General features: G+C 40.0%; 13 protein-coding genes. 7 read left to right on the top strand and 6 right to left on the bottom strand.

Translation table 11 applies throughout. The features are described from left to right. Positions 1 to 526: 526 nt before the first annotated feature. A complete protein-coding gene (locus HDE68_RS03905; RefSeq protein ID WP_183879115.1) occupies positions 527 to 11,398 on the top strand; it encodes a gliding motility-associated C-terminal domain-containing protein in 10,872 nt (3,623 codons plus the stop codon). Between the two features lie 7 nt (positions 11,399 to 11,405). Beyond that, entirely contained in the window at positions 11,406 to 12,410 is a 1,005-nt protein-coding gene (locus HDE68_RS03910) for a type IX secretion system membrane protein PorP/SprF (RefSeq protein ID WP_183879117.1), read from the top strand. Between the two features lie 35 nt (positions 12,411 to 12,445). Here HDE68_RS03910 and HDE68_RS03915 read toward each other — a convergent pair whose 3' ends face one another. Further along, complete coding sequence (locus HDE68_RS03915; RefSeq protein ID WP_183879119.1) at positions 12,446 to 13,813, bottom strand: serine hydrolase domain-containing protein; 1,368 nt, start codon at positions 13,811 to 13,813, stop codon at positions 12,446 to 12,448. Between the two features lie 31 nt (positions 13,814 to 13,844). Next, a complete protein-coding gene (locus HDE68_RS03920) occupies positions 13,845 to 14,486 on the bottom strand; it encodes an arylesterase (protein ID WP_260171603.1) in 642 nt (213 codons plus the stop codon). A 150-nt stretch (positions 14,487 to 14,636) separates the two neighbouring features. On the opposite strand from HDE68_RS03920, the gene HDE68_RS03925 reads away from it, so the two are divergent. From HDE68_RS03925 to HDE68_RS03940, 4 genes are all read left to right on the top strand, one after another. Continuing rightward, positions 14,637 to 15,326, top strand: coding sequence for an ABC transporter ATP-binding protein (locus tag HDE68_RS03925; protein ID WP_183879121.1), 690 nt, complete (start codon positions 14,637 to 14,639; stop codon positions 15,324 to 15,326). Further along, positions 15,304 to 17,919 (top strand): ABC transporter permease, encoded by a 2,616-nt coding sequence (locus HDE68_RS03930; RefSeq protein ID WP_260171604.1) that lies wholly within the window; start codon positions 15,304 to 15,306, stop codon positions 17,917 to 17,919. The genes HDE68_RS03925 and HDE68_RS03930 overlap by 23 nt, the downstream gene beginning before the upstream one ends. A gap of 81 nt (positions 17,920 to 18,000) precedes the next feature. Beyond that, the gene (locus HDE68_RS03935) at positions 18,001 to 18,378 is read left to right on the top strand and encodes a response regulator transcription factor (protein ID WP_183879123.1); all 378 of its coding nucleotides are present in this window, start codon (positions 18,001 to 18,003) and stop codon (positions 18,376 to 18,378) included. A gap of 43 nt (positions 18,379 to 18,421) precedes the next feature. Beyond that, positions 18,422 to 19,291: an aldose 1-epimerase family protein gene (locus HDE68_RS03940; protein WP_260171605.1), complete on the top strand. Its 870-nt coding sequence runs from the start codon at positions 18,422 to 18,424 to the stop codon at positions 19,289 to 19,291. Here HDE68_RS03940 and HDE68_RS03945 read toward each other — a convergent pair. From HDE68_RS03945 to HDE68_RS26630, 4 genes are all read right to left on the bottom strand, one after another. Beyond that, positions 19,286 to 21,175, bottom strand: a complete 1,890-nt coding sequence (locus HDE68_RS03945; RefSeq protein ID WP_183879126.1) for a CocE/NonD family hydrolase — start codon at positions 21,173 to 21,175, stop codon at positions 19,286 to 19,288. The genes HDE68_RS03940 and HDE68_RS03945 overlap by 6 nt on opposite strands. 23 nt (positions 21,176 to 21,198) lie before the next feature. Continuing rightward, a complete protein-coding gene (locus HDE68_RS03950; RefSeq protein ID WP_183879128.1) occupies positions 21,199 to 21,591 on the bottom strand; it encodes a MerC domain-containing protein in 393 nt (130 codons plus the stop codon). A gap of 132 nt (positions 21,592 to 21,723) precedes the next feature. Beyond that, the gene (locus tag HDE68_RS03955; RefSeq protein ID WP_221300657.1) at positions 21,724 to 22,515 is read right to left on the bottom strand and encodes a carbon-nitrogen hydrolase family protein; all 792 of its coding nucleotides are present in this window, start codon (positions 22,513 to 22,515) and stop codon (positions 21,724 to 21,726) included. Positions 22,516 to 22,566: 51 nt separating this feature from the next. Continuing rightward, positions 22,567 to 24,300 (bottom strand): diadenylate cyclase, encoded by a 1,734-nt coding sequence (locus tag HDE68_RS26630; RefSeq protein ID WP_221300658.1) that lies wholly within the window; start codon positions 24,298 to 24,300, stop codon positions 22,567 to 22,569. 182 nt (positions 24,301 to 24,482) lie between these two features. Between HDE68_RS26630 and HDE68_RS03965 the strand changes: the two genes are divergently transcribed. After that, positions 24,483 to 25,715, top strand: a complete 1,233-nt coding sequence (locus tag HDE68_RS03965; RefSeq protein WP_183879130.1) for an MFS transporter — start codon at positions 24,483 to 24,485, stop codon at positions 25,713 to 25,715. Positions 25,716 to 25,746: the final 31 nt, after the last annotated feature.

Genomic DNA, 25,746 nt, shown 5'->3' on the forward strand with positions numbered 1-25,746 from the left:
TATATTCTTTGATTGTTGCTTTTTCAAGCTATAAACCTTGTTTTTTTCTGTTTTTTGTTCTTATTAGTATATTGTGCAATAGATTGCACAATGTGGGGAATTATTACTCAATAATATTTATTTTGTTAATTATTTAACTTTGTGTTTTTCTCTTTTTGATATTAAATATGTATTTAGTGATTTTTTGATTATGTCTTTGTTTTGCGTTTAATACGTTTTATTTGTGTCGTTTGATGATCACACAACTATTTGGAGTGTTTATTTAGTTGTTTATCTGATATTGTTAATTTTTTTGGCACAAGAATTATTAAAAGAAAATTTTAGAGGCTTAAAATTTGGATAATACTATTAATTGTCCCTATTTTGTAGATGTAAATTGAACTATTAACTAATGTGAAATATTGATTCCGAGATGATTGGGGTTTTTAACTATCAGATTTATTCAATGTCAATTATAAATTTTGAAATAGTTTTTTGCATTGGGAGATAAGCAGTTTGCTGTAATTGGTCTACGCTAACGCTATCTATGAAAACACCTCGTCGTTTTAAACTCTTAACAAAGTTTACTTCGCTGATATGCTCATTAAGAGAGCTTATGAGTAGTGGAGGGGTTTCGGCAAGAAAAGGATTCTTAACATGGGGAGGGGCAGTCTTCCTTTTTCTATTTTTACTAAATCCATTTTTTAGTTTAGCACAGTTCCCTTATGATGAAACGTTTAGAAATGCAACCACCAATAAGCCGGATGTAGTATTCGGAGGTGACCTAACTGCATTTTTAACAGCAGGTAATGTGCCGCCAAAAGGAGGTGCGCCGCTTGATGCCGCGGGTCAGGGATATTTGAGATTGACTAATATTGACAACAATCAAAAAGGATATGTTTATTCAAATAATATCTTTCTGGGTACTTATGGACTGAATATAGAGTTTGAATACTATACTTATGGTGGAACTGGTGCAGATGGTATATGCTTTTTCTTGTTTGATGCTACTGTTCCGACATTTAATATAGGTGCATTTGGAGGTTCTCTTGGTTATTCGCAAAAAAGTTATTATGAAGGTGTAAATAAGATTAATTTGCCAGGTGTCACCAAAGGTTATCTTGGTATTGGACTTGATGAATATGGTAATTTTGCAAACTCATTAGAAGACAGGGTCGGTGGGCTCACACCGCCAAAGAATGCAACATCCTCGTTATTTCCTGATTATGTTGTAATAAGGGGGGCCGGAGATGGTTATTCGACCACAACAAGTAATTATGAATACCTCACTTCTAAATTAACAAATACTGGTAGTGATGCATTTACTATTGCTGGTGGAAAAAGAGGTGCTATGCCGGGTGACCCCGCATATCGTAAAGTATTTATTAGCTTAAAACCTATTAAGCCAGGTGTCGGACTGCTGATTAATGTTAGTATTCAGCATGGTAACATCGTTACTCCTGTCATTGTTAATTATCCTTATAATGTAGCTGTTCCTGCATCCGGCTTAAAATATGGGATTGCTTCTTCTACTGGTGGGAGTAACAATTATCATGAAATCAGGGGATTGTCTCTGAGCGTTGATAAAAGTGTACTTGATCAGCCAAAGGCACCCAGTCCTTCTATTGATATTTGTCAGGGTGCTTCAGGGAGCCTTGATATATTGACCGGGGCTACAAAACCAAATGCAGGAGGTGATCCAAACCCGGCTAATGTAGATCTTGATCCTTCAACTCCAGAAATTGATCAGAAAATTACTACGCCTGCAGGGACTTTTCAATTTGATCTGGCCAATACTAAAAAACTTATATATACTCCTGATCCGGCTTTTACTGGCAGTTCTGCGTCAATTACATTCACTTTTATGGATATTTACGGGGCCAAATCATCAGTAGGAACGGCTACCTTTAACATTAATTCTCCTATAATTACCACGCAGCCTAAAGGTGCTACCATTTGTGAGAACTCTAATTTTACTTCTACGGTTATAGCTACAGGCCCGAATCTTTCTTATCAGTGGGAATCATTTAATCCGACCAGCGGCTGGAGCAGTTTACCTGACCCCGATGGATCATTAGGGGCAAAAACAAATACGTTAACCATTAGCAGAGTACCGGCCACCTATAATAGTAATCAATATAGGGTTAGGGTGAATTCTCCTGGCGGATGTAATATTACTTCTGATGTTGTAAAATTAACAGTTAATCAGTTGCCTACGGCGCAAATCTCGCCATTAGGTATAAATATATGTGAAGGAGGGGCTGACGTTCCGGTTATTTTTACAGGATCTAACGGCACCGGGCCTTATACTTTTTCTTATACGGTTAGTGATGGAACGACTACGAGTGCTGTTAAGACGATAACTACCTTAAGCTCCAGTAATTCAATTACGATAAATCAACCAACTACTATACCGGGAACATTTACTTATACAATTCTCAATGTTTCCAATTCAACCTGTAGTAATGCACAATTTCAACAGAGTGCGATTACTGTAACACCTAAGGCTTCAATTGGATTGGTTCCTGCGTCTGGTACAGCTATTCAGAGTGTCTGTGTAGGTAAGGCCATAAAAACAATTGTATACCAGGTTCAGAATGCTGGTATAGCAAGTATAAATTTTGATAAACTTAATCCTGATATAACAGGTGTTTATGATCCGGTAAAAAAACAAATTATCATTAGCGGAACTTCCTCTGCAGTAGGAAAATTTTCGTTTACTGTGAATACATTAGGAGGTTGCGGTACAGCGACCACCACAGGAGAGATCAATGTCTTACCAAATACAGCAATTGCTTTAAGTTCTGCTGTTTTAACTGATCAACAGGCATTATGTATTAACCATTCGATTACGCCGATTGAGTACCTGGTGACCAATGGGAAGAATGCGACTGTTACGGGTTTACCGGTAGAGCTGACGTCCGGCTATGATGCTGTGACAGGTAAGTTCACGATTAATGGTACGCCTAAAACTGCTGGTTTGATTACCTATACAATTACTGCGACAGGTGACTGTGAACCAGCGACAATTACGGGCACGATCCAGGTTAAACCAGATGTGACCATCGCGTTGAGCTCAGCTGCTTTAACTGATCAGCAGACATTATGTGTTAATCACGCGATTACGCAGATTCAGTATTTGGTAACCAATGGTAAGAGCGCAACGGTTACGGGATTACCAGTAGAATTGACATCCAACTACGATGCTGCAACAGGTAAGTTCACGATTAGTGGTACGCCTAAAACTGCTGGTTTGATTACCTATACAATTACTGCGACAGGTGACTGTGAACCAGCAACAATTACGGGCACAATCCAGGTAAAACCAGATGTGACCATCGCACTGAGCTCAGCTGCTTTAACTGATCAGCAGACACTTTGTGTTAATCACGCGATTACGCAGATTCAGTATTTGGTAACCAATGGTAAGAGCGCAACGGTTACGGGATTACCAGTAGAATTGACATCCAACTACGATGCTGCAACGGGTAAGTTCACGATTAGTGGTACGCCTAAAACTGCTGGTTTGATTACCTATACAATTACTGCAACTGGTGACTGCGGGCCAGCGACAATTACGGGCACGATCCAGGTTAAACCAGATGTGACCATCGCACTGAGCTCAGCTGCTTTAACTGATCAGCAGACATTATGTGTTAATCACGCGATTACGCAGATTCAGTACCTGGTAACCAATGGCAGAAATGCAACGATTATCGGTTTACCAGTAGAACTTACATCCAACTACGATGCTGCAACGGGTAAGTTTACGATCAGTGGTACTCCAAAAACTGCTGGTTTGATTACGTATACAATTACTGCGACTGGTGACTGCGAACCAGCTACAATTACGGGCACGATACAAGTTAAACCAGATGTGACCATCGCACTGAGCTCAGCTGCTTTAACTGATCAACAGACATTATGTGTTAATCACGCGATTACGCAGATTCAGTATTTGGTAACCAATGGCAGAAATGCAACGATTACCGGTTTACCAATAGAACTTACAGGCAACTACGATGCTGCAACGGGTAAGTTTACGATCAGTGGTACTCCAAAAACTGCTGGTTTGATTACGTATACAATTACTGCGACTGGTGACTGTGAACCAGCGACAATCACTGGCACGATCCAGGTTAAACCAGATGTGACCATCGCACTGAGCTCAGCTGTTTTAACTGATCAGCAGACATTATGTGTTAACCACGCGATTACGCAGATTCAGTACCTGGTAACCAATGGCAGAAATGCAACGATTACCGGTTTACCAATAGAACTTACAGGCAATTACGATGCTGCAACGGGTAAATTCACGATCATTGGTACTCCAAAAACCGCAGGTCTGATTACCTATACAATTACTGCGACAGGTGACTGTGAACCAGCTACAATTACGGGCACGATCCAGGTAAAACCAGATGTGACCATCGCACTGAGCTCAGCTGCTTTAACTGATCAGCAGACATTATGTGTTAACCACGCGATTACGCAGATTCAGTACCTGGTAACCAATGGCAGAAATGCAACGATTACCGGTTTACCAATAGAACTTACAGGCAATTACGATGCTGCAACGGGTAAGTTTACAATCAGTGGAACGCCAAAAACGGCAGGCCTGATTACGTATACAATTACTGCGACTGGTGACTGCGGGCCAGCGACAATCACTGGCACGATCCAGGTTAAACCAGATGTAACGATTGCGCTGAGCTCAGCTGCTTTAACTGATCAGCAGACATTATGTATTAATCATGCGATTACGCAGATTCAGTATTTGGTAACCAATGGCAGAAATGCAACAATTACCGGTTTACCAGTAGAACTTACAGGCAATTACGATGCTGCAACGGGTAAGTTTACAATCAGTGGTACCCCGAAAACTGCTGGTCTGATTACCTATACAATTACTGCAACTGGTGACTGCGGGCCAGCGACAATTACGGGCACGATACAAGTTAAACCAGATGTGACCATCGCACTGAGCTCGGCTGTGAATACGGATCAGCAGACACTATGCGTTAACCACGCGATTACGCAGATTCAGTATTTGGTAACCAATGGTAAGAGCGCAACGGTTACGGGATTACCAGTAGAATTGACATCCAATTACGATGCTGCAACGGGTAAATTTACGATCAGTGGAACGCCAAAAACGGCAGGTTTGATTACTTATACAATTACTTCGACAGGTGATTGCGGGCCAGCGACAATTACGGGTACAATCCAGGTTAAACCAGACGTGACCATCGCGTTGAGTTCTGCTGCTTTAACTGATCAACAGACATTATGTGTTAACCACGCGATTACGCAGATTCAGTACCTGGTAACCAATGGCAGAAATGCAACGGTTACAGGTCTACCAGTAGAATTGACATCCAACTACGATGCTGCAACGGGTAAGTTTACGATCAGTGGTACTCCAAAAACTGCTGGTTTGATTACGTATACAATTACTGCGACTGGTGACTGCGGGCCAGCGACAATTACGGGCACGATCCAGGTAAAACCAGACGTGACCATCGCGCTGAGTTCAGCTGTGAACACAGATCAACAGACACTATGTGTTAACCACGCGATTACGCAGATTCAGTACCTGGTAACCAATGGGAAGAATGTAACGGTTACCGGTCTACCAGTAGAATTGACATCCAACTACGATGCTGCAACGGGTAAATTTACCATCAGTGGAACGCCAAAAACGGCAGGCCTGATTACCTATACAATTACTGCGACTGGTGACTGCGAACCAGCGACAATTACGGGCACGATACAAGTTAAACCAGATGTGACCATCGTATTGAGTTCTGCTGCTTTAACTGATCAACAGACACTTTGTGTTAACCACGCGATTACGCAGATTCAGTACCTGGTAACCAATGGCAGAAATGCAACGGTTACAGGTCTACCAGTAGAATTGACATCCAACTACGATGCTGCAACGGGTAAGTTTACGATCAGTGGTACTCCAAAAACTGCTGGTTTGATTACGTATACAATTACTGCGACTGGTGACTGCGGGCCAGCGACAATTACGGGCACGATACAAGTTAAACCAGATGTAACGATTGCGCTGAGCTCAGCTGTTTTAACTGATCAGCAGACATTATGTGTTAATCATGCGATTACGCAGATTCAGTACCTGGTGACCAATGGAAAGAATGCAACCATTACCGGTTTACCAATAGAACTTACCGGCAACTACGATGCTGCAACGGGTAAATTTACGATCAGTGGAACGCCAAAAACGGCAGGCCTGATTACGTATACAATTACTGCGACTGGTGACTGTGAACCAGCGATAATCACTGGCACGATACAAGTTAAACCAGATGTAACGATTGCGTTGAGCTCAGCTGCTTTAACTGATCAACAGACACTTTGTGTTAACCACGCGATTACGCAGATTCAGTACCTGGTGACCAATGGAAAGAATGCAACCATTACCGGTTTACCAATAGAATTGACAGGCAATTACGATGCTGCGACAGGTAAATTTGCCATCAGTGGAACGCCAAAAACCGCAGGTCTGATTATGTATACAATTACTGCGACTGGTGACTGCGGGCCAGCGACAATTACGGGCACGATACAAGTTAAACCAGATGTAACGATTGCGCTGAGCTCAGCTGTTTTAACTGATCAGCAGACATTATGTGTTAATCATGCGATTACGCAGATTCAGTATTTGGTAACCAATGGTAAGAATGCAACCATTACCGGTTTACCAATAGAACTTACCGGCAACTACGATGCTGCAACAGGTAAATTTACGATCAGTGGAACGCCAAAAACGGCAGGCCTGATTACGTATACAATTACTGCGACAGGTGACTGTGAACCAGCGACAATTACGGGCACAATCCAGGTAAAACCAGATGTGACCATCGTATTGAGTTCAGCTGCTTTAACTGATCAACAGACACTTTGTGTTAACCATGCGATTACGCAGATTCAGTACCTGGTAACCAATGGCAGAAATGCAACGGTTACCGGTCTACCAGTAGAATTGACATCCAACTACGATGCTGCAACGGGTAAGTTTACGATCAGTGGTACTCCAAAAACTGCTGGTTTGATTACGTATACAATTACTGCGACAGGTGACTGTGAACCAGCTACAATCACTGGCACGATACAAGTTAAACCAGATGTAACGATTGCGTTGAGCTCAGCTGCTTTAACTGATCAACAGACACTTTGTGTTAACCACGCGATTACGCAGATTCAGTATTTAGTAACTAATGGCAGAAATGCAACCATTACCGGTTTACCAATAGAACTTACCGGCAACTACGATGCTGCAACAGGTAAATTTACGATCAGTGGAACGCCAAAAACGACAGGCCTGATTACGTATACAATTACTTCGACTGGTGACTGCGAACCAGCGACAATTACGGGTACGATACAAGTTAAACCAGATGTAACGATTGCGTTGAGCTCTGCTGCTTTAACTGATCAACAGACACTATGTGTTAACCACGCGATTACGCAGATTCAGTATTTGGTAACCAATGGTAAGAGCGCAACGATTACCGGTTTACCAATAGAACTGACAGGCAATTACGATGCTGCAACGGGTAAGTTTATGATCATTGGTACTCCAAAAACTGCTGGTCTGATTACCTATACAATTACTGCGACAGGTGACTGTGAACCAGCGACAATTACGGGCACGATACAAGTTAAACCAGACGTGACCATCGCACTGAGCTCGGCTGTGAATACGGATCAACAGACACTTTGTGTTAACCACGCGATTACTCAGATTCAGTACCTGGTGACCAATGGGAAGAATGCAACGGTTACAGGTCTACCAGTAGAATTGACATCCAACTACGATGCTGCAACGGGTAAGTTTACCATCAGTGGAACGCCAAAAACGGCAGGCCTGATTACGTATACAATTACTGCGACTGGTGACTGCGAACCAGCGATAATCACTGGCACAATACAAGTTAAACCAGATGTAACGATTGCGTTGAGCTCAGCTGCTTTAACTGATCAACAGACACTTTGTGTTAACCACGCGATTACGCAGATTCAATACCTGGTGACCAATGGAAAGAATGCAACGGTTACCGGTTTACCAATAGAACTGACAGGTAATTACGATGCTGCAACGGGTAAGTTTACGATCATTGGTACTCCAAAAACTGCTGGTTTGATTACGTATACAATTAATGCGACTGGTGACTGTGAGCCATCGACAATTACGGGCACGATACAAGTTAAACCAGATGTGACCATCGCGCTGAGCTCTGCTGCTTTAACTGATCAACAGACACTTTGTGTTAACCACGCGATTACGCAGATTCAGTACCTGGTGACCAATGGAAAGAATGCGAATGTTACAGGCTTACCAATAGAACTGACATCCAACTATGATGCTGCAACAGGCAAATTCACCATCAGTGGAACGCCAAAAACCGCAGGTCTGATTACCTATACAATTACTGCAACCGGTGACTGCGGGCCAGCGACAATCACCGGCACGATACAAGTTAAACCAGATGTAACGATTGCGCTTAGCTCAGTTGTGAACACAGATCAGCAGATACTATGTATTAACCACACGATTACGCAAATCGAGTACCTGATAACCAATGGGAAGAATGCAACGGTTACCGGTTTACCAATAGAACTTACCGGCAACTATGATGCTGCAACAGGCAAATTCACCATCAGTGGAACGCCAAAAACCGCAGGTTTGATTACTTATACAATTACGGCAACCGGTGACTGCCAGCCAGCGACAATTACCGGCACGATACAAGTTAAGCCAGATGTGAACATCGCACTGAGCTCGGCTGTGAACACAGATCAACAGACATTATGCGTTAACCACGCGATTACGCAGATTCAGTACCTGATAACCAATGGGAAGAATGCAACGGTTACCGGTTTACCAATAGAACTTACCGGCAACTATGATGCTGCAACAGGCAAATTCACCATCAGTGGAACGCCAAAAACCGCTGGTCTGATTACGTATACAATTACTGCAACCGGTGACTGTCAATCAGTGACAACTACTGGTACGATCAAAGTTAAACCCAATGTCGAAATTTCATTAACCTCTGGCAGTAACAATCAATCTGCCTGTATCAATACGCCAATTACAGGCATTGTATACACGATCAACAACGGAACGGCAATTGCAACTAATCTTCCTACCGGTTTAATCCAGAACTATTCAAGCGGATTGTTAACCATTAGTGGAACTCCTTCGCAGCCAGGTACATTTCTTTACACTGTAACAATAACAGGAGATTGTGATTCCAAGCAACTTCAGGGACAGATTGATGTATATCCGAATGCAACCATGGATCTTATTTCTCCGGTAGGAAGTGATCAACCTGTTTTATGTATCAATACCCCGCTAACACCGATAGTTTATAAAATAACTAATGCTACAGGTGTAACAACATCCTCTTTACCTGCAGGAATAACAGGAAGTTATAATCCGGCAACTAAAGAATTTACGATTATTGGAAATCCAGCTTTGGCAGGAACTTTCCCTTATACCATAACAACTACAGGAGGTTGTGCTTCAGTAACGCTGAATGGTGTGATTAAGGTAAATCCTAATACCAGTTTACAATTAACTTCTGCATTGTCAACAACAAACCAAACCTTATGTGTAAACAGTAATAACCTTCAAACAATCACCTATAAAACTACAAATGCTACTGAAGTCACTGTGACTGGTTTGCCATCAGGAATATTATGGACCTATACCAATGAGCAAGTCACGATCAATGGAAATCCAGGGATATCAGGAGTATTCAACTATATTGTTCGTGCCAGCGGATTATGTCAGGCACAGCAATTAAATGGAACAATAACTGTTACCCCAAGTCCGGTTGGTTTTAATGATGTAATCAGTGGTCTGACCTGTACAAACAATAGTATTCAATATAATTTGCAGGACAATGTAAATAATACTGCAAGCGGCGGAAATTCAATTCCTTCTCAATTTACCTGGACAGTTGCCCCTAATAATAATGTAAAAGGTCAGCGTAGTGGTTCGGGAAATATAATTAACGCTACTTTAAATAATACAAGCCATATCATTCAGCAAGTCATTTATAGCATTACGCCAACATCAGTTTCAGGCGGTTGCCCGGGAAATACTTTTACAGTTACTGTTAACGTACCGGTTTGCAATGGTCTGGCCATCACAAAAACTGCAAATGTTAATGTTGTTTCTGCGGCTGGAGACCAGATACAATATACAATCACCGTCAAAAATACCGGTACAGCCAATCATACTCATGTGGAGGTAACAGATCCATTTCTGGGTGGCCGGTTAACCGGGCCTGCTTATGGAGATAATGGAAACGGAATTCTTGAGGCTAATGAATCATGGGTATATACCGGAACTTATCGTGTTACCCAGACAGATATTGATGATAATGGAAAACCTACTGTCAGATCAGGTAAAATCATTAATACGGCAACTGTAAATACAGCGGAAGCTCCAGCCCCTTTAACAGCTGTTTCAATGGTAGATATTGTGACTAATGGATCAATTGTTCTGGTTAAAACCGGAGTTATCAGCAGTGATTTTTCTACTATTGTTTATACTTTCAAAATAACCAATACAGGAAGGGTGAAACTCTATAACCTGAATCTGATAGATACAAGGATAGGAGGGAAAATAGAATTACCTGTAAATGAAATTGCAGCAGGGGCTTCCATCACAGTTACCGCTACCTATAAAGTATCAGATGAAGAGAAAAGGGATGGAAGAGTAGTTAATACAGCTACTGTTAACGCAACTACACCATCCGGAGATCCGGTTTCTGATATTTCAGGTACACAAGCAAATAATGATGATCCAACAGTTCACATTATAGTAGATGCACCACAGGCGATAGACGACAAGGCACAAGTTCAGATTAATCAGGTTGTTACCATTAATATTGCTGGTAACGATTTCCCTTCACACCATGGCCTGAACAAAGCCAGCGTAGAAATTAACAGTCGTCCATCAAATGGAAGGATAGATGTTCATAGTGACGGAACTGTCACTTACACACCAGATAGAGGTTATTCAGGAAAAGATGAATTCACCTATTATATATATGATTCTAAAGCTGGAACTCCGAATAAAAGTAACAAAGCATATGTAAATATTACAGTTACCCCAATTGAACTCTTCATCCCAAATACCATTACCCCAAATGGAGATGGTAAAAATGATACGTTCAAAATCATTGGAAGAGAAAGTTTTGATGGTATTGAATTGATAGTTTTCAATCGTTGGGGTAATGAGGTTTACAAGAATAACAATTATCTGGATGATTGGGATGGATCTGGATTAACAGAGGGAACATATTACTATATCATCACGTTGAAAAAAGCCGGCAGCAAGGTGACTAAAAATGGCTGGATACTTATAAAAAGATAAACTGATAATGAAACAACTGTACAAAATATTTCTGTTCATCTGCTCAATCGGTTTATTTTCCGGTCAGGCCACTGCGCAGCAAAATATCCAGTTTTCACAATATATATTCAATACTTTAAGCGTTAACCCTGCATATGCAGGATACAAAGAAGAATGGTTTGCTCAGATGGCTTTACGTAATCAATGGGTAGGTATACAGGGCGCACCTAAAACCGGGCAGATTTCTATTGATGGGATTCTTGATCCTCAGACAACCAAACATGGTGTAGGCTTACAGATTACTTCTGATAAATTAGGTCCGCAGTCTTCAAATTCAATTACACTGAATTACGCATTTCGTATTCAGCTGGATGGTGCCGATACCCGTCGTTTAAGTTTTGGGCTGGGAGTAGGAGCAGCACAATACAGTTTAAATGGAAGTGCGCTTACCTCGGTAGACGGGGGAGACGGAACGATACCAACAGGGGGTTCAAGTAAGCTCGCCCCAGACTTCCGGGCAGGAATTTTTTATACTACCCCATACTGGTACACTGGTATTTCAGCATTGAATCTTTTGAATAATAGTAAATCAGTAGATGATTATAGAAGAAGTGCCGGACTTCCGGATAACATTACACGCAGCAGGCATGTCTATTTTATTGCAGGAGGATTGGTTAATGTTTCTACAGATTTGAGGATCAGACCAAGTATGATGATCAGAGAAGATTTCAAGGGGCCGACCAATGCAGATTTTAATATCATGGCGATATTTAATGATAAACTATGGCTTGGCGGAGGATACCGCACAAGTATTAAAGCATTTAAAAAAGAATATCAGAATACAGATGTAACTAATCAGGCTGCATTGATAGGCATTGCTCAGTTTTATGTGAATGAGCGTTTCCGAATAGGATATTCTTATGATTATGCGCTATCTAAACTCAATGGATACCAGTCCGGGACACATGAAATTACCGTAGGTATTGCCTTTGGAAAAGCACCTAAATCATCTATCTGTCCAAGAGTATTTTAAAGCTTATTTCAGACCAGTTTCAATTCAATAAATTATTATTTGTTCTGAATGAGGTGTAAGAGGATTTCAAGTGCCAGGCTGTCTACATCTTTGCTTGAATTACTTAATACAACTATACCACATTGTTTCTCTTTGGTGAAGCCACTGAAACTTCTGAACCCAGCTGTCCCTCCGTTATGCCAGATTACAACGTCATCATTTAAAAACTGTACGATCCAGGCAAGGCCTCTGCCAAATCCAGGTTGAAGATCAGTTTCCTGATGAGATAATGAGATGTCTTTATTACGGTCCTCCATGTTTGCACGGAGGTAAGTAATCATATCATTGACATTCGATTTTAAGCCGCCGGCAGCTTTGAAAGACCCCATATCCCAATAAAAAGCGTCTTTGCTTTTTTCATCATCATAACCAATCGTCAGAAAATCCTGATGCTTTTTTTTGACTTCATAATTCGTATCGGTCATTTTCAGGGGAAAAGTAATCATCTCCTGAAGAAGGGTTTCAAGAGGAGTCTGATAAATGTTTTCAAGGATTATCCCCAGGATTGCAAAGCCAAGATTTGAATATTCAGCTCTTAAACCGGGAAGTTCATCAGGGACGAAATTCTTAAGATAATCATAAATCATTTCTTTTGAATAATTCTGATATGGATTGTCTTCCTCATAATCAGGGTGGTCTTCAAAATCCTCAGGAATACCTGGTAACCCTGAAGTATGATTGCACAGATCTACGATTTTTATTGGCGTACCCTCAAATTGCAGATTAGGATAATTGCCGGGCAGATACTTTCTGATGTCATCCTTTAATTTTATTTTATTCCCATTTACCGCATGAGCAATCATCAAGGCAGTAAATGTTTTGGAAATCGACCCTATCTCATAAAGTGAGTGTTCATCGGGTAAAATGTTATTTCCTCCCTGTGTTTCTCCGTAAAAGAAAGTTTCAGTATCAATTCCATTCACTACACCAATACTTAAGCCCCTGTTATCAGGATCTCTAAGATATTTAATAGCCATCTCATCTATAAAATGATGCAGCCTGGTTTGTTTTGGATTATTGGATAAGATTGTCAGCGGATCTCTGGGATTCAAAATTATTTCTTCCTGATGAACGGGTTCCCATTCATGATACTCGATAAGATTGTCCGGGGTTATACTTATTTTTAATAATAACTCTCCCGCTCTAAAGTCTACCAGGTATTCTGCCATCTCATTATTCTCAGCGACGTATTTCCAGTGAACAATCTTTCCGAGGATACTTTTTAAATAATGCTTATAAAAATTAACAACAGATTTTTCATTAAAAACCTGCTGAAATTCGGGAGTAAGTAAGGTATATATTTTAGAGAACTGATCATTATTATAATAAGATATCAGCTGACTAACTGCTAAGTTGGAATCCATATTTTAAAGATAGATCGTTTTTTAGGAGTGATTACAGTTCAGAGTGTAATTTTAACCATACATTTTCTGCTACAATTTTGTGTCCTTCAGGGTTTGGATGTATCCCGTCTTTTTGGTTTAGACGAGGGATACCACCCACATCTTTTAACAGAAAAGGAAGGAAGTCCATCTTGTTTTTCTTTGCTAATACAGGAAAAATAGCAGCAAAGCTGCTCGTGTATTTTTCTCCCATACTAGGGGGCATTTGCATCCCTGCAAGTAAAAGCCTGGCTTCTGGATATTTCTTTTTTACCTGATCAATCACAGCCTGCAGATTCGCTGCTGTTTCTTTTACAGGAATACCTCTAAGACCATCATTAGAGCCTAATTCTAAAACGAAGATATCTACTGGTTGCTTCAATATCCATCCGATACGGTTTTTTCCTGCGGCCGAAGTTTCTCCACTTAAACCGGCATTGACAACTTTATAAGGGAGGTGTAAAGAATCAATTTTATGTTGAATCAAAGCTGGGAAAGCTTGTTCAGGATTTACACCCAACCCGGCAGTCAGACTGGTCCCGAAAAATAAAATATGTTTAACCTTTTCTGATTTTTCAGGAGCGGTTGTTCTGGCAGAATCTTTAATTGTATTTTCTGGTGCTTTACGCTCCATATCACCGCAACTACTTAGCATACAGAGACAGATTATTAAAATGATGTAATCATAACGTAACTTATTGCTCTTCATCATACAAAGGGATTGTTTTTTGATATATTTAGTAAGTAACAAAATATCAGTTTTTAAATCAAATATCAATAAATATCATCATTTAACTTTATTTCTTTGGAAACCATACTCAACATAAAAGAAGTCAGTAAACAATATAACACCGCAGCATCTTCACTAACTATACTTGATCATATTAATTTCTCTATTCAAAAAGGGTCTACTGTGGCTATTACAGGCCCTTCAGGTAGTGGTAAAACTACATTATTAGGCTTATGTGCCGGTTTAGACCGGGCAAGTCAGGGGAGTGTAGAGTTAAACCATGTTTTATTGGATACACTTTCGGAAGATGAACGTGCAGCTGTGCGTAATCATTATGTAGGTTTTATTTTCCAGAACTTTCAATTATTACCTACGTTAACTGCTATAGAAAATATTATGGTTCCGCTTGAACTGAGAGGAGAAAAGAATATCCGTCCAAGGGCTATGGAATTATTAGATAAAGTCGGGTTAACGGACCGGGCCAATCACTATCCCGTGCAACTTTCAGGAGGAGAACAACAACGGATTTCCTTAGCAAGAGCCTTTTCCAATACACCTGCTATTTTATTTGCTGATGAGCCAACAGGAAACCTTGATGGCGAAACCAGTGAAAAAGTAATCCGTCTCCTTTTTGATTTAAATAAAGAGGCTGGAACCACATTGGTTATTGTAACCCATGATTTAGAACTGGCATCCCGTACCGACAGGATTATTAAGTTAAAAAGCGGAGTAATAATAGCTGATGAACAAAAGACATATGCCTGATCAACAACCCGTTTTCCGAAAAACCGTTTCTGTTTCCTGGTTATTTAAAATGGCATGGCGGGATAGCCGTAAAAACCGGTCAAGACTGTTCCTTTTCACCTCCTCCATAATTTTAGGTATTGCAGCTCTTGTCGCAGTTTATTCTTTTGGGGATAATTTGCAGCGGGATATTGATGAACAGGCTAAGGCCTTAACTGGTGCAGACCTAATCATTGACAGTCGTAAAGCTATTAGCGAGCCTGTAATGGCTATGTTAGATAGCCTGGGGGATCAAAGGGCAAAGGAGCAGAGTTTTCCTTCTATGCTTTATTTTATCAAAGGGCAGGGAAGCCGATTGGTTCAGATCAAAGCCTTAAAAGGAAAATATCCTTTTTACGGAGCTATAGAAACTACACCAGCAGCAGCGGCTAAGCGATGGTATCAGGGTAGAAATGCACTGGTTGACAAGACCGTGATGCTGCAGTTTAATGCTAAACCAGGTGATTCTATCCAGGTGGGGAAACTTAATTTTGCTATTGCAGGTTATCTGGATCAGGCTCCCGGACAGATTGGAGTTATGGCTTCAATTTCGCCGGTAGTTTATATCCCTTTTAATTATCTTCCTCAAACAGGCCTTGCCCAATTTGGCAGCCGGATTCATTATTCTTATTATTATAAGTTTGAGCGGCAAGCTGATATTCCAATACTGTTGAAAAAGATTCAGCCTGTTCTGGATAAGGAAGGGTTAGACCACGAAACAGTGGAGTCTAAAAAGCAAAATACAGGTCGTGCATTTCAAGATCTTAATCAGTTTCTTTCTCTGGCAGGGTTTATCGCCCTGTTATTAGGGTGTATTGGAGTAGGAAGCGCTATTCATGTTTATATTAGCGAAAAATTAGGTGCAATAGCTACTTTACGTTGCCTGGGTATGAGTGCCCGGGAGGCATTTTTTATCTATTTGATTCAGCTTACCTTTATCGGGTTTGCGGGTGCAATTTCAGGTGCTGCAATTGGCACCGGGCTACAATTCCTATTGCCCTATGTACTCAAAGATTTTCTGCCTGTAGACTTTACGATGCATATCTCATGGGCGGCAATTTTACAGGGAATTGTCACAGGCGTATTCATTGCCATACTTTTCGCACTTCCTTCTTTAATTGCTGTACGTAAAGTATCTCCGCTAAATGCAATAAGACTATCATTTGAGCAGGCTAAGGAACGCATTGACCCTTTAAAAATGATAGTTTACCTGGTTATCTTTTTATTTATACTTGGCTTCAGTTATCTGCAGATGAGCAACTGGTTTCAGGCTATGGTCTTCTCATTAAGTCTTTTGATTACTATATTGATATTTTATGGATTATCAGTCCTGTTATTAATGCTGGTGAAAAAAGCACTTCCTCCGGGAATAGCGTATATATGGCGTCAGGGATTCTCCAATTTATATCGCCCCAATAATATGACCCTTATGCTGATTATAGCGATTGGTTTATCTACTACATTAATCACTACCTTGTATTTTGTTCAGGGAATTCTTGTGAATAAGGTGACATTATCCTCTGGAAAAGTTCAACCTAATATGGCGCTTTTTGACATTCAGGGTGACCAGGTTAAATCCGTAAATACTTTGGCCAGACAATATCATCTGCCACTAATGAACCAGGTTCCTGTGGTAACTATGCGCCTGGAGGAAATTAATGGCAAAACAGCTTCACAACTCGCATTGGCTGATAGTTTGAAACATGAAAAAGATGCTGACAATGGCAAAGTGAAAAGGGAGAATTCTGCCTCTGCTTTTAAAAATGAAATCAGAGCGAGTTATCAAACCAAACTGACCAGTGCAGAAAAGATTACCAGTGGAACATGGATCGGGCGGGTAAAATCTCCTGGTGATCAGGTCTATATTTCTTTGGACGAACGTTACGCAGAACGAATCGGTGTGAAAATAGGAGATAAAATGCTTTTCAATGTTCAGGGGATGATGATTCCTGCAATTATAGGAAGTTTAAGGAGTGTGGAATGGGGTAGGATACAGACTAATTTTCGTGTTATATTTCCAGCCGGAGTATTGGAAGATGCGCCACAATTTCATGTACTGATGACTAAAACACCTGATACTAAAATTTCGGCTAAATTTCAGGCTGCCGTAGTCAGGAAATTCCCTAATATTTCTGTAATTGATCTGGGGCTGGTTTTACAGGTGCTGGATACTTTATTAGGCAAAATCAGCTTTGTGATTCGCTTTATGGCCTCATTCAGTATTATTACAGGTTGGATCGTTTTAATTTCTGCTGTCCGGAGCAGCAAAAATCAAAGGCTTCGTGAAATTGTATTGTTAAGGACGATTGGGGCAAAAAGCATACAGATTCTTGCTATTACGGCTATTGAATATTTGTTTTTAGGTTTGCTGGCTTCCCTTGCCGGAGTGATCATTGCAATGGCCGGAAGCTGGGCGCTGGCTGCGTATATTTTTAATACCAGTTTTACTCCCCAGCTTTTTCCGGTGCTGCTCTTATTTAGTTCAATAACCCTGATTGTAGTAATTACTGGAATGCTAAGCAGCAGGGGAGTGTTAAAATATCCACCTTTAGAAGTCTTAAGAAAAGATAGTTAGAATAAAATATGATTGAACTGAACAAATCGGAACAATGTTTGCATATTGTGGGAAATTTAAATTAACACACCAAAAACAATTATGAAGAAAAGAATACACGTGCTGGAAGATGATCAGGATATCAGGTACATTATTGAATTTTTGTTAAAAGATGAAGGCTATGAATTACAATTATCATCAAGTTTTGCTGAACTGAAAAGTAAACTTAATGATGCCCTTCCTGATTTGTTTATTATAGATGTGATGTTGCCTGATGGAAATGGAATTGAAATTTGTGATGATTTGAAAACTGATATTTTTACTAAACATATTCCTGTTATTGTGATGTCAGCTAATCCGGAAAGTAAAGAAAAAAGTGTTGCTGCAAGTGCTGATGCTTATATCAGTAAACCGTTTGACCTGGATTATGTGGTTAAAAGAATAGAAACATTATTAGCTAAAACAGCTAAACTAATTTAGCTGATCAATTAAATTTTAAGCGCCTTTTGTCTAATTTTATCAAATGATGATTTTACTTGAAAATGAAAATATCAAAGTAGCTGTTGCGGCAAAAGGTGCAGAGTTACAAAGTATCCAGAGTAAGCTGACTGGCCTGGAATATTTATGGAAAGGTGATTCAGCTTACTGGGGGAAATTCAGTCCTGTTCTTTTCCCCATTGTAGGTGGATTAAAAAACAATACTTATCGTGTCGGAAATCAATCTTATCAGCTTCCCCGTCATGGCTTTGCCAGAGATCTTGAATTTGAAGCTGAGCAGATCAGTAAAACAGAGGCTGTATTTACATTGGTTAATAATGAAGAAACGCTGAAGATTTATCCTTTTGAATTTAAATTCAGTTTACGGTATAAACTTTCAGGTGCATCAGTTTCCTGTACTTATGAAGTAAATAATCCTGGAGAAACAGATCTTTTATTTTCTGTTGGGGGACATCCGGCTTTCGCTGTTCCTTTAACGGCAGATACATTATATGAAGATTACTATCTGGATTTCTCACAGGATGAATCTCTGAATATTCATCAGATAGAAGATAACCTGATCAGTGACGAGGTCCTGATTCTGCAATTAAATGATCGAAAACTAAGCCTGCAGCATGAGTTATTTTATAATGATGCATTAGTAATGAAAGATCTGAAAAGCACTTCTATTAAAATAAGGAATACCAAAAACCAGCACGGACTTAATTTCCGTTTTATAGATTTTCCTTTTTTTGGTATCTGGGCTGCTAAAGATGCTGATTTTGTTTGTCTGGAACCCTGGTGCGGAATTGCCGATGGTATTCATCATAACCAGCAACTCAGCGATAAAGAAGGTATACAATCTTTATCGCCAGGTCTTGACTGGAAACGGAGCTGGGAAGTCGAGGTTTTATAACACACTGACTTTAATACTGGATGCCTTATCCTTTTTGAAATATACACGGTGGGTTGCTTTTTGAAAGTCAGCCTCCGTGGCTTTATAAATATTAACAAATTTTTGAGGGTTACGATCTACCAGCGGGAACCAGGAGCTTTGAACCTGAACCATAATTTTATGTCCCTTTTTAAAGCAGTGCGCTGCATCCTGCATATCGAATTTGACTTCAGTTACTTCACCAGGAACCATAGGCTCTGGATTTGCGAAACTATTTCTAAATTTAGACCGCATAACCTCACCACGTACTAATTGTTGGAAGCTACCCATTTTGGTATGAGGATTTGGACTGTCATCTGGCGCATCGCCAGGATATACATCAATCAGTTTTACAATAAAGTCGGCATCAGTACCAGTTGTAGAAACGAATAAATCGGCAAAAAGGTGGCCTGAGATGACGACGTCGTTTTCAAGTATTCCTGTTTGATAAACCAGTACATCAGGTCTGGAAGCAGCGAAACGTTGATCTTCATACATAAAATCACTGCCTCTGTCAATCCTTATTTCATTTGTATAAGGAACCGGTTTGTCAGGGTCGCTGATAAATTCGTCATATTCTTTGGTGTTTTCTATAGGCTGTTCAAAAGAAAGTTTTCCGTTAGCATGAAAATAAAGGCGTTTTTCTTTTGCTTCAGCTGGTGGCCAGGCTGTATATTTTTTCCATTGATTAGAGCCTGTTTCAAATATGGTGGCTTTTGGCAGATCAGGATCAGTGGTCCCTTTCAGATAATGGTTGAAAAAGGCAAGTTCAATTTGTTCTCTGTAATAAGGACCAGTTTCTGAATAAAACCTTACATTTCCTAAGTAATCATTATTGCCTCTTATCCAGCTTCCATGTGTCCAGGGCCCCATAACAAGATAGTTTGGTTCAGCTGGTTTATTCTTTTCAATACCAGCAAAAGTTTTTAGCGGTCCATATAAATCCTCCTGATCAAACCATCCGCCAACAGTCATTACCGCTGGTTTAATATTTTTAAGATAAGGAACTGGCGTACGTGAAGCCCAAAAACTATCATAGGTTTCATTATCAACCATTTCATTCCAGATCAGGTTTTTTCTTTTGAAATATCTCTCATTTACATTTTTCAGAGGCCCCAGGTTTTTATAAAACTCATAAGCATCAGGAGTGCCGTATGCAGTGAATTTATCTGCATGATCTGGTGTTGGCTGTGGTCTGGGAGCCCCGTAATAAGATAAAAAAGAGAAAGTCCCCATTAAGAAAAATGCCCCATTATGATGGCGGTCATCTCCCATAAACCAATCTGTCACAGGGGCTTGAGGAGATACTGCCTTTAGTGCAGGATGGGCGTCAATGGTTGTCATTGTTGCGTAGAAACCAGGCGCAGAAATTCCCCAGGTCCCAACTTTTCCATTATTTCCCGGTACATTTTTAATCAGCCAGTCTATGGTATCATAACTGTCCGTGGTTTCATCTATATCTGTCTTTTTCTTCTTATTTGGAATATAAGGACGGGTAGCCACAAAATCTCCTTCAGACATATATCTGCCTCTTACATCCTGATATACAAAAATATATCCGTCTCTTGCGAAAACCATAGAGGGGCCTAAACTTGGTTTATATACCTCTGGGCCATAAGGACCCGCACTATAAGGTGTACGGTTATACATAACCGGATATTTCTTTGTCTTATCCTTTGGGACATAAATTATAGTAAACAGCTTTATGCCATCCCGCATAGCGATCTGTTTCTCAATTTTTGTATAATGAGTGGTAATATAAATTTCATTATCAACGTTGGCAGTCGTTTTTTGAGCAGAAGCACCAAAAGATAACATAGAGATTGCAGCTGATAAAATATAGGTTTTCTTAGCTAAAGATTTCATAATGGCAAAATAATCAAATTCTACTATTTATGGTCATGTGAACAAGATCTGTTTAATTTCCAATTGATCAGGTGAGCTGCTGCAACTGTAAATCCACCTAAAGGAATCAGGATGGGTTCCAGACTTGTTATACCTGAAAAATGGCCAATGCCAATAAGGGCAAAACCAGTAAATAACACAAAAAATGGAAGTAATTTATGATGCTGTTTGCGGTAAGACATACTTAATGAAAGCGTGCCTAAAAAAACAGAAATGATAATCATCGTAATTTCTACCCATTCGTTACTTAAAAATTCAAGACCAAGAAGGGGCAGGGCGGTTAAAAATATAGGAACTAAAGCACAATGAATAGCACATAAAGCAGAAGCAGTCATTCCAAGATGATCAAGGTGCTGTGATGTTTTTGATAAAGCCATATACGTAAAAATTAATGATGATATAAAGAGCTACAAATATAGAAGCAACTTTATTGCATTAAGTGTGACGTATGTCATTTTTTAGCTAATGTTATTGGAATGAACCTTAGAGCAGATTTAATCGGTTACAATTTAAGAATAGAGAGAGTTTTTGAATCTTTTGGCCAGTAAGCCTGTAGCCAGCTCAGGATCAATATCTTCGGTTATGATGCCTGCTTTTCCATAAGCCTGGTGTTGAATACAGTTTCCGTCAGGTCCTATGATTGAACTTGCCGATTCAGCGTAAAGAGAAGCGAAATTCGAACTTGCCATGTATATTGTATTTTCCATAGCCCTCATCATGACCGCTTTTTCGTAATAGGGATTATTTTTTGCACCCCATTCTGTCAGCCTTATGCCGTCTGTGTTGCTTCCTGTAAAATGTGGATGAAATACTATTTTAGCGTCATGCTGTGCTGCCCATCTTACAGATTCCGGATAGCGGAATCCTTCGTGACAAATCGTAATTCCAAACTTCAACCCATTTACCTCAAAAAGCTTACGTTCTGTACCTGGAATCCATAAGTTATCCTCAGAGGGGTCTAATTGATTTTTGGTCTGATAGCCTAATATTTCTCCGCTAGCCGACAGCACATAGGCTAAATTTAAAATTCCGCCGGTGTGGTGCCAGTCCATTGGCAAGATAATGGCAATAGTATTTTCTGCAGCAATTTTAGCTGCTTTAAGCAGTGCCTCTTGTAGTTTTTCGGGTGAACGGTCTTCAGGAGCATATCCCATTCCGGGGTAACCTGGAAGATATGATTCTGGAAAGCAAATGATTTCAGCTTTTTTCTGAGCTGCTTCTTTTACCAGTTTTTCAAGCCAGTAAAGACCATCGCAGATCGACTTTGGAAATGGAGGGGATGCTAAAGCTATTCTGATCATATGAAGCAAATATGATTAAAACGGTTTTAATTTGCTAGTACATCAATAACATTATTCTTTAATATAATAGCCGATATTCATATCTGCATTTGGTACTAAATTATTCCAGATCATTCTTACGCCATCATCGCTGTCTTTATATTTAAATTCAATCGTTCTGCGGAGTCTGTTAACAGTTCCGCATTCTTTTGGAGAAAGATAAAAATCATGTTCCTGAAAGAACTCCATCAGCCTGTTGAAATTCTTTTGCAGATATTTATCCGTCTGACTGAGTTTTGTTAACTCTCTGATATGTGCTACAATTGTAGAATGTTTGACCTGTGCTTTGAGGTCCGGAATCAGATCAATCAAACCATCTTCGGAAATCACAACCAGTACCGTTTGTGCTTTATTGATCATATGCTCATAATATCTGACTGCCGAATTGTATCTGGCACCTCTGGATGAATCACCGTTGGCAGAGGCTATGCCATCTAAAATAACGCCTATGGCATGACAGGTACAATCAATATCAATAAGTACAGCCCCATCAATAGAAGTAATCTGATGGATAATATCTTTATTGATCCGCATAGGTTTAATCTTGAAACACTGGCTGCTTAACCTGACTGCCTCACGGTCTGCTTCAGAAGAGATCGCTAATATAGTTCCATGTTTCTGTTTTGTTGCCTCCATGGTGATCTCCCAGAGTGCGTTTAATTTTGATTTCTCAATTCCCTGAAACACTCTTTTTAAACTGGAATAGAATTTCTCCCTATTGATTTTTTCATTATGTAATGCCGGCATCCTAAAGGAAACAGACATCATAATGTGATCATTATGCAGAACTTCCCAATGGAAATGTTTAGTAAAATGGATAATGAATAAAGACTCTTCGTGAAAATTATACTTTCCGGTTAATTGGCCTAAACCATAAATCCATACCGAATCCGAGAGCATCATTTGTTTGTTATCGGCCAGTTCCAGAAATTTTCTCATCTTCCTGAAATCCTTGATATGAATAGGGTTTTCCAGTAACATCGTCACCTTAACATTGGGATGCTGCTGACGGGCAATAACCATTTTTCCAAAACCTTCTTCTCCTTCATATTTTAAAGAAGAGATCGTGTTACAGGCATCAAACAAAACATGCAGGCCGCCTGGGTTTTGTCCGGCAAGTGAAACCGTGGTCAGGAAATCATGCCCGGCTTTACTGACCAGCTCATCACGGCTTTTGGCCAGCACATTAAAATCTGATTGAGGTTTTGTCTTCAGTGCATTTGCACCTGCATCCAGATATACTTTGATAATACTTTCTAAAAAGGACCTGCTTATACACTGGCCACAGGGAAGAGTGTTTTTTGTCAGATAATAAAATGTACTTAATATCTGTCTGCTCAGTTCCAGAACTGCATAAACCAGGTAACCATTGACATAAACTGGTTCAGAAATGAAGTTTACATTGTTTTTGCCATTGACATGTGACCTTAAAATGCGTTGTATTTCTGTGGTATATGCTGTATTCAGAAGCCCGGTATGGTTCTCTTTTTCCTCCTCATTTTCTTGTTTGACCAGCAGGCTATGCTGGATGCTAAGGGCTTTAAGAGAAACAAAATCTTTCATATAATACTCGCAATCCGGACATTCCAGACTCACAAAAGGAAGATGCATATCCGGTTTTAGCAATACGCCAATCAGGAAGACTTTGGGCGAAAGTCTGTCATCTAAAGAATTGAAGAGTTCTTCTGCAGCTAACTGTAAAGAGATCTGGCAATGCTGCTGATGCTCCCAAATTGTATTATTCACGCCTGTCATACTTAGTATCGGATTATTAAAGTAGCGTTCTGGCTATAATAGATTGGGTTTAAAATGATTAATGAATGATTAACAGCAAATATATTTGAAATTTCCCATCTCAATTGTTAAAGAAAGTTAATTAGGTGATGCATAAATCACTACATTAGTTATACAAAATATCAATCAACCTAATGCAACCATATAAAGCCTCTAACACTGCCTTAAGTGCAGCTATTCTTGTAGCGTCCTTAGGCTATTTCGTAGACATTTACGATCTTTTATTATTCAGTATCGTCCGTATCCCCAGTTTAAAATCACTGGGACTTAGTGGCACTCAATTAACAGATACCGGCATCATGTTATTAAATACTCAAATGATTGGAATGCTGATCGGGGGTATATTATGGGGGATGCTTGGAGATCGAAAAGGCCGTTTATCCGTGCTGTTCGGATCTATATTCCTTTACTCAATGGCTAATATAGCCAATGGTCTGGTACATTCTGTAAACGCTTATGCGTTCTGGCGTTTTATTGCAGGTCTGGGACTTGCAGGAGAACTGGGTGCAGGAATTACACTGGTTGCAGAACTAATGCCTAAAGAGAAAAGAGGGTATGCAACAACAATTGTTGCCTCAGTGGGTGTGAGTGGTGCAGTAGTTGCCTATTTCATTGCACAGATTTTTGACTGGCGTACTTCATTTTTTATTGGTGGAGGTTTAGGGCTTTTATTGCTTTTACTAAGAATTGGCGTGGCAGAATCAGGCATGTTCAGTGAGTCTAAAGAGGCAAGCAACAGAGGTGATTTTTTTGCGCTGTTCCGGAATAAAACGCAGTTTGTCAAATATATCAGATGTATCATGATTGGTATCCCCTTGTGGTTTGTTGTCGGGGTGCTTATTACCTTATCTCCCGAATTTGGTAAAGTATTACGTGTGCAGGGCGAAGTTAGCGCAGGAGCTGCTGTAGCCTGGTGTTACGGGGGGATTGTAATCGGTGATATTGCGGGCGGGCTAATCAGTCAATGGTTAAAAAGCAGAATTAAAGTCGTTTATATTTTTCTTGCGATGGCTACCCTTGGGATTATTGCCTATTTCACACTTTATGACCTTACTTTACAGCATTTTTACTGGTTATGTGGTGGAATTGGTTTAACAGTAGGCTATTGGGTCATTTTTATGACTATTGCTACAGAACAGTTTGGTACAAATATAAGAGCTACAGTAACCACTACAGTTCCAAATTTTGTACGTGGTGCTGTTGTGCCGCTCACGCTTCTTTTCCAATTATTAAAAGGTGTTTATGGTGGAAATATCATCCATTCGGGGATCACAGTAGCCATCATTAGTCTTGCTGTTGCATTCTATGCCTTAAGCAGGATGAAAGAAACCTTTTCCAAGGACCTGGATTATGTAGAAGAGTTTTAAAGATTTTGCTGATGACATACTAAATTCATCT

Source organism: Pedobacter cryoconitis (genome assembly GCF_014200605.1).
Taxonomy (GTDB): Bacteria; Bacteroidota; Bacteroidia; order Sphingobacteriales; family Sphingobacteriaceae; genus Pedobacter; species Pedobacter cryoconitis_B.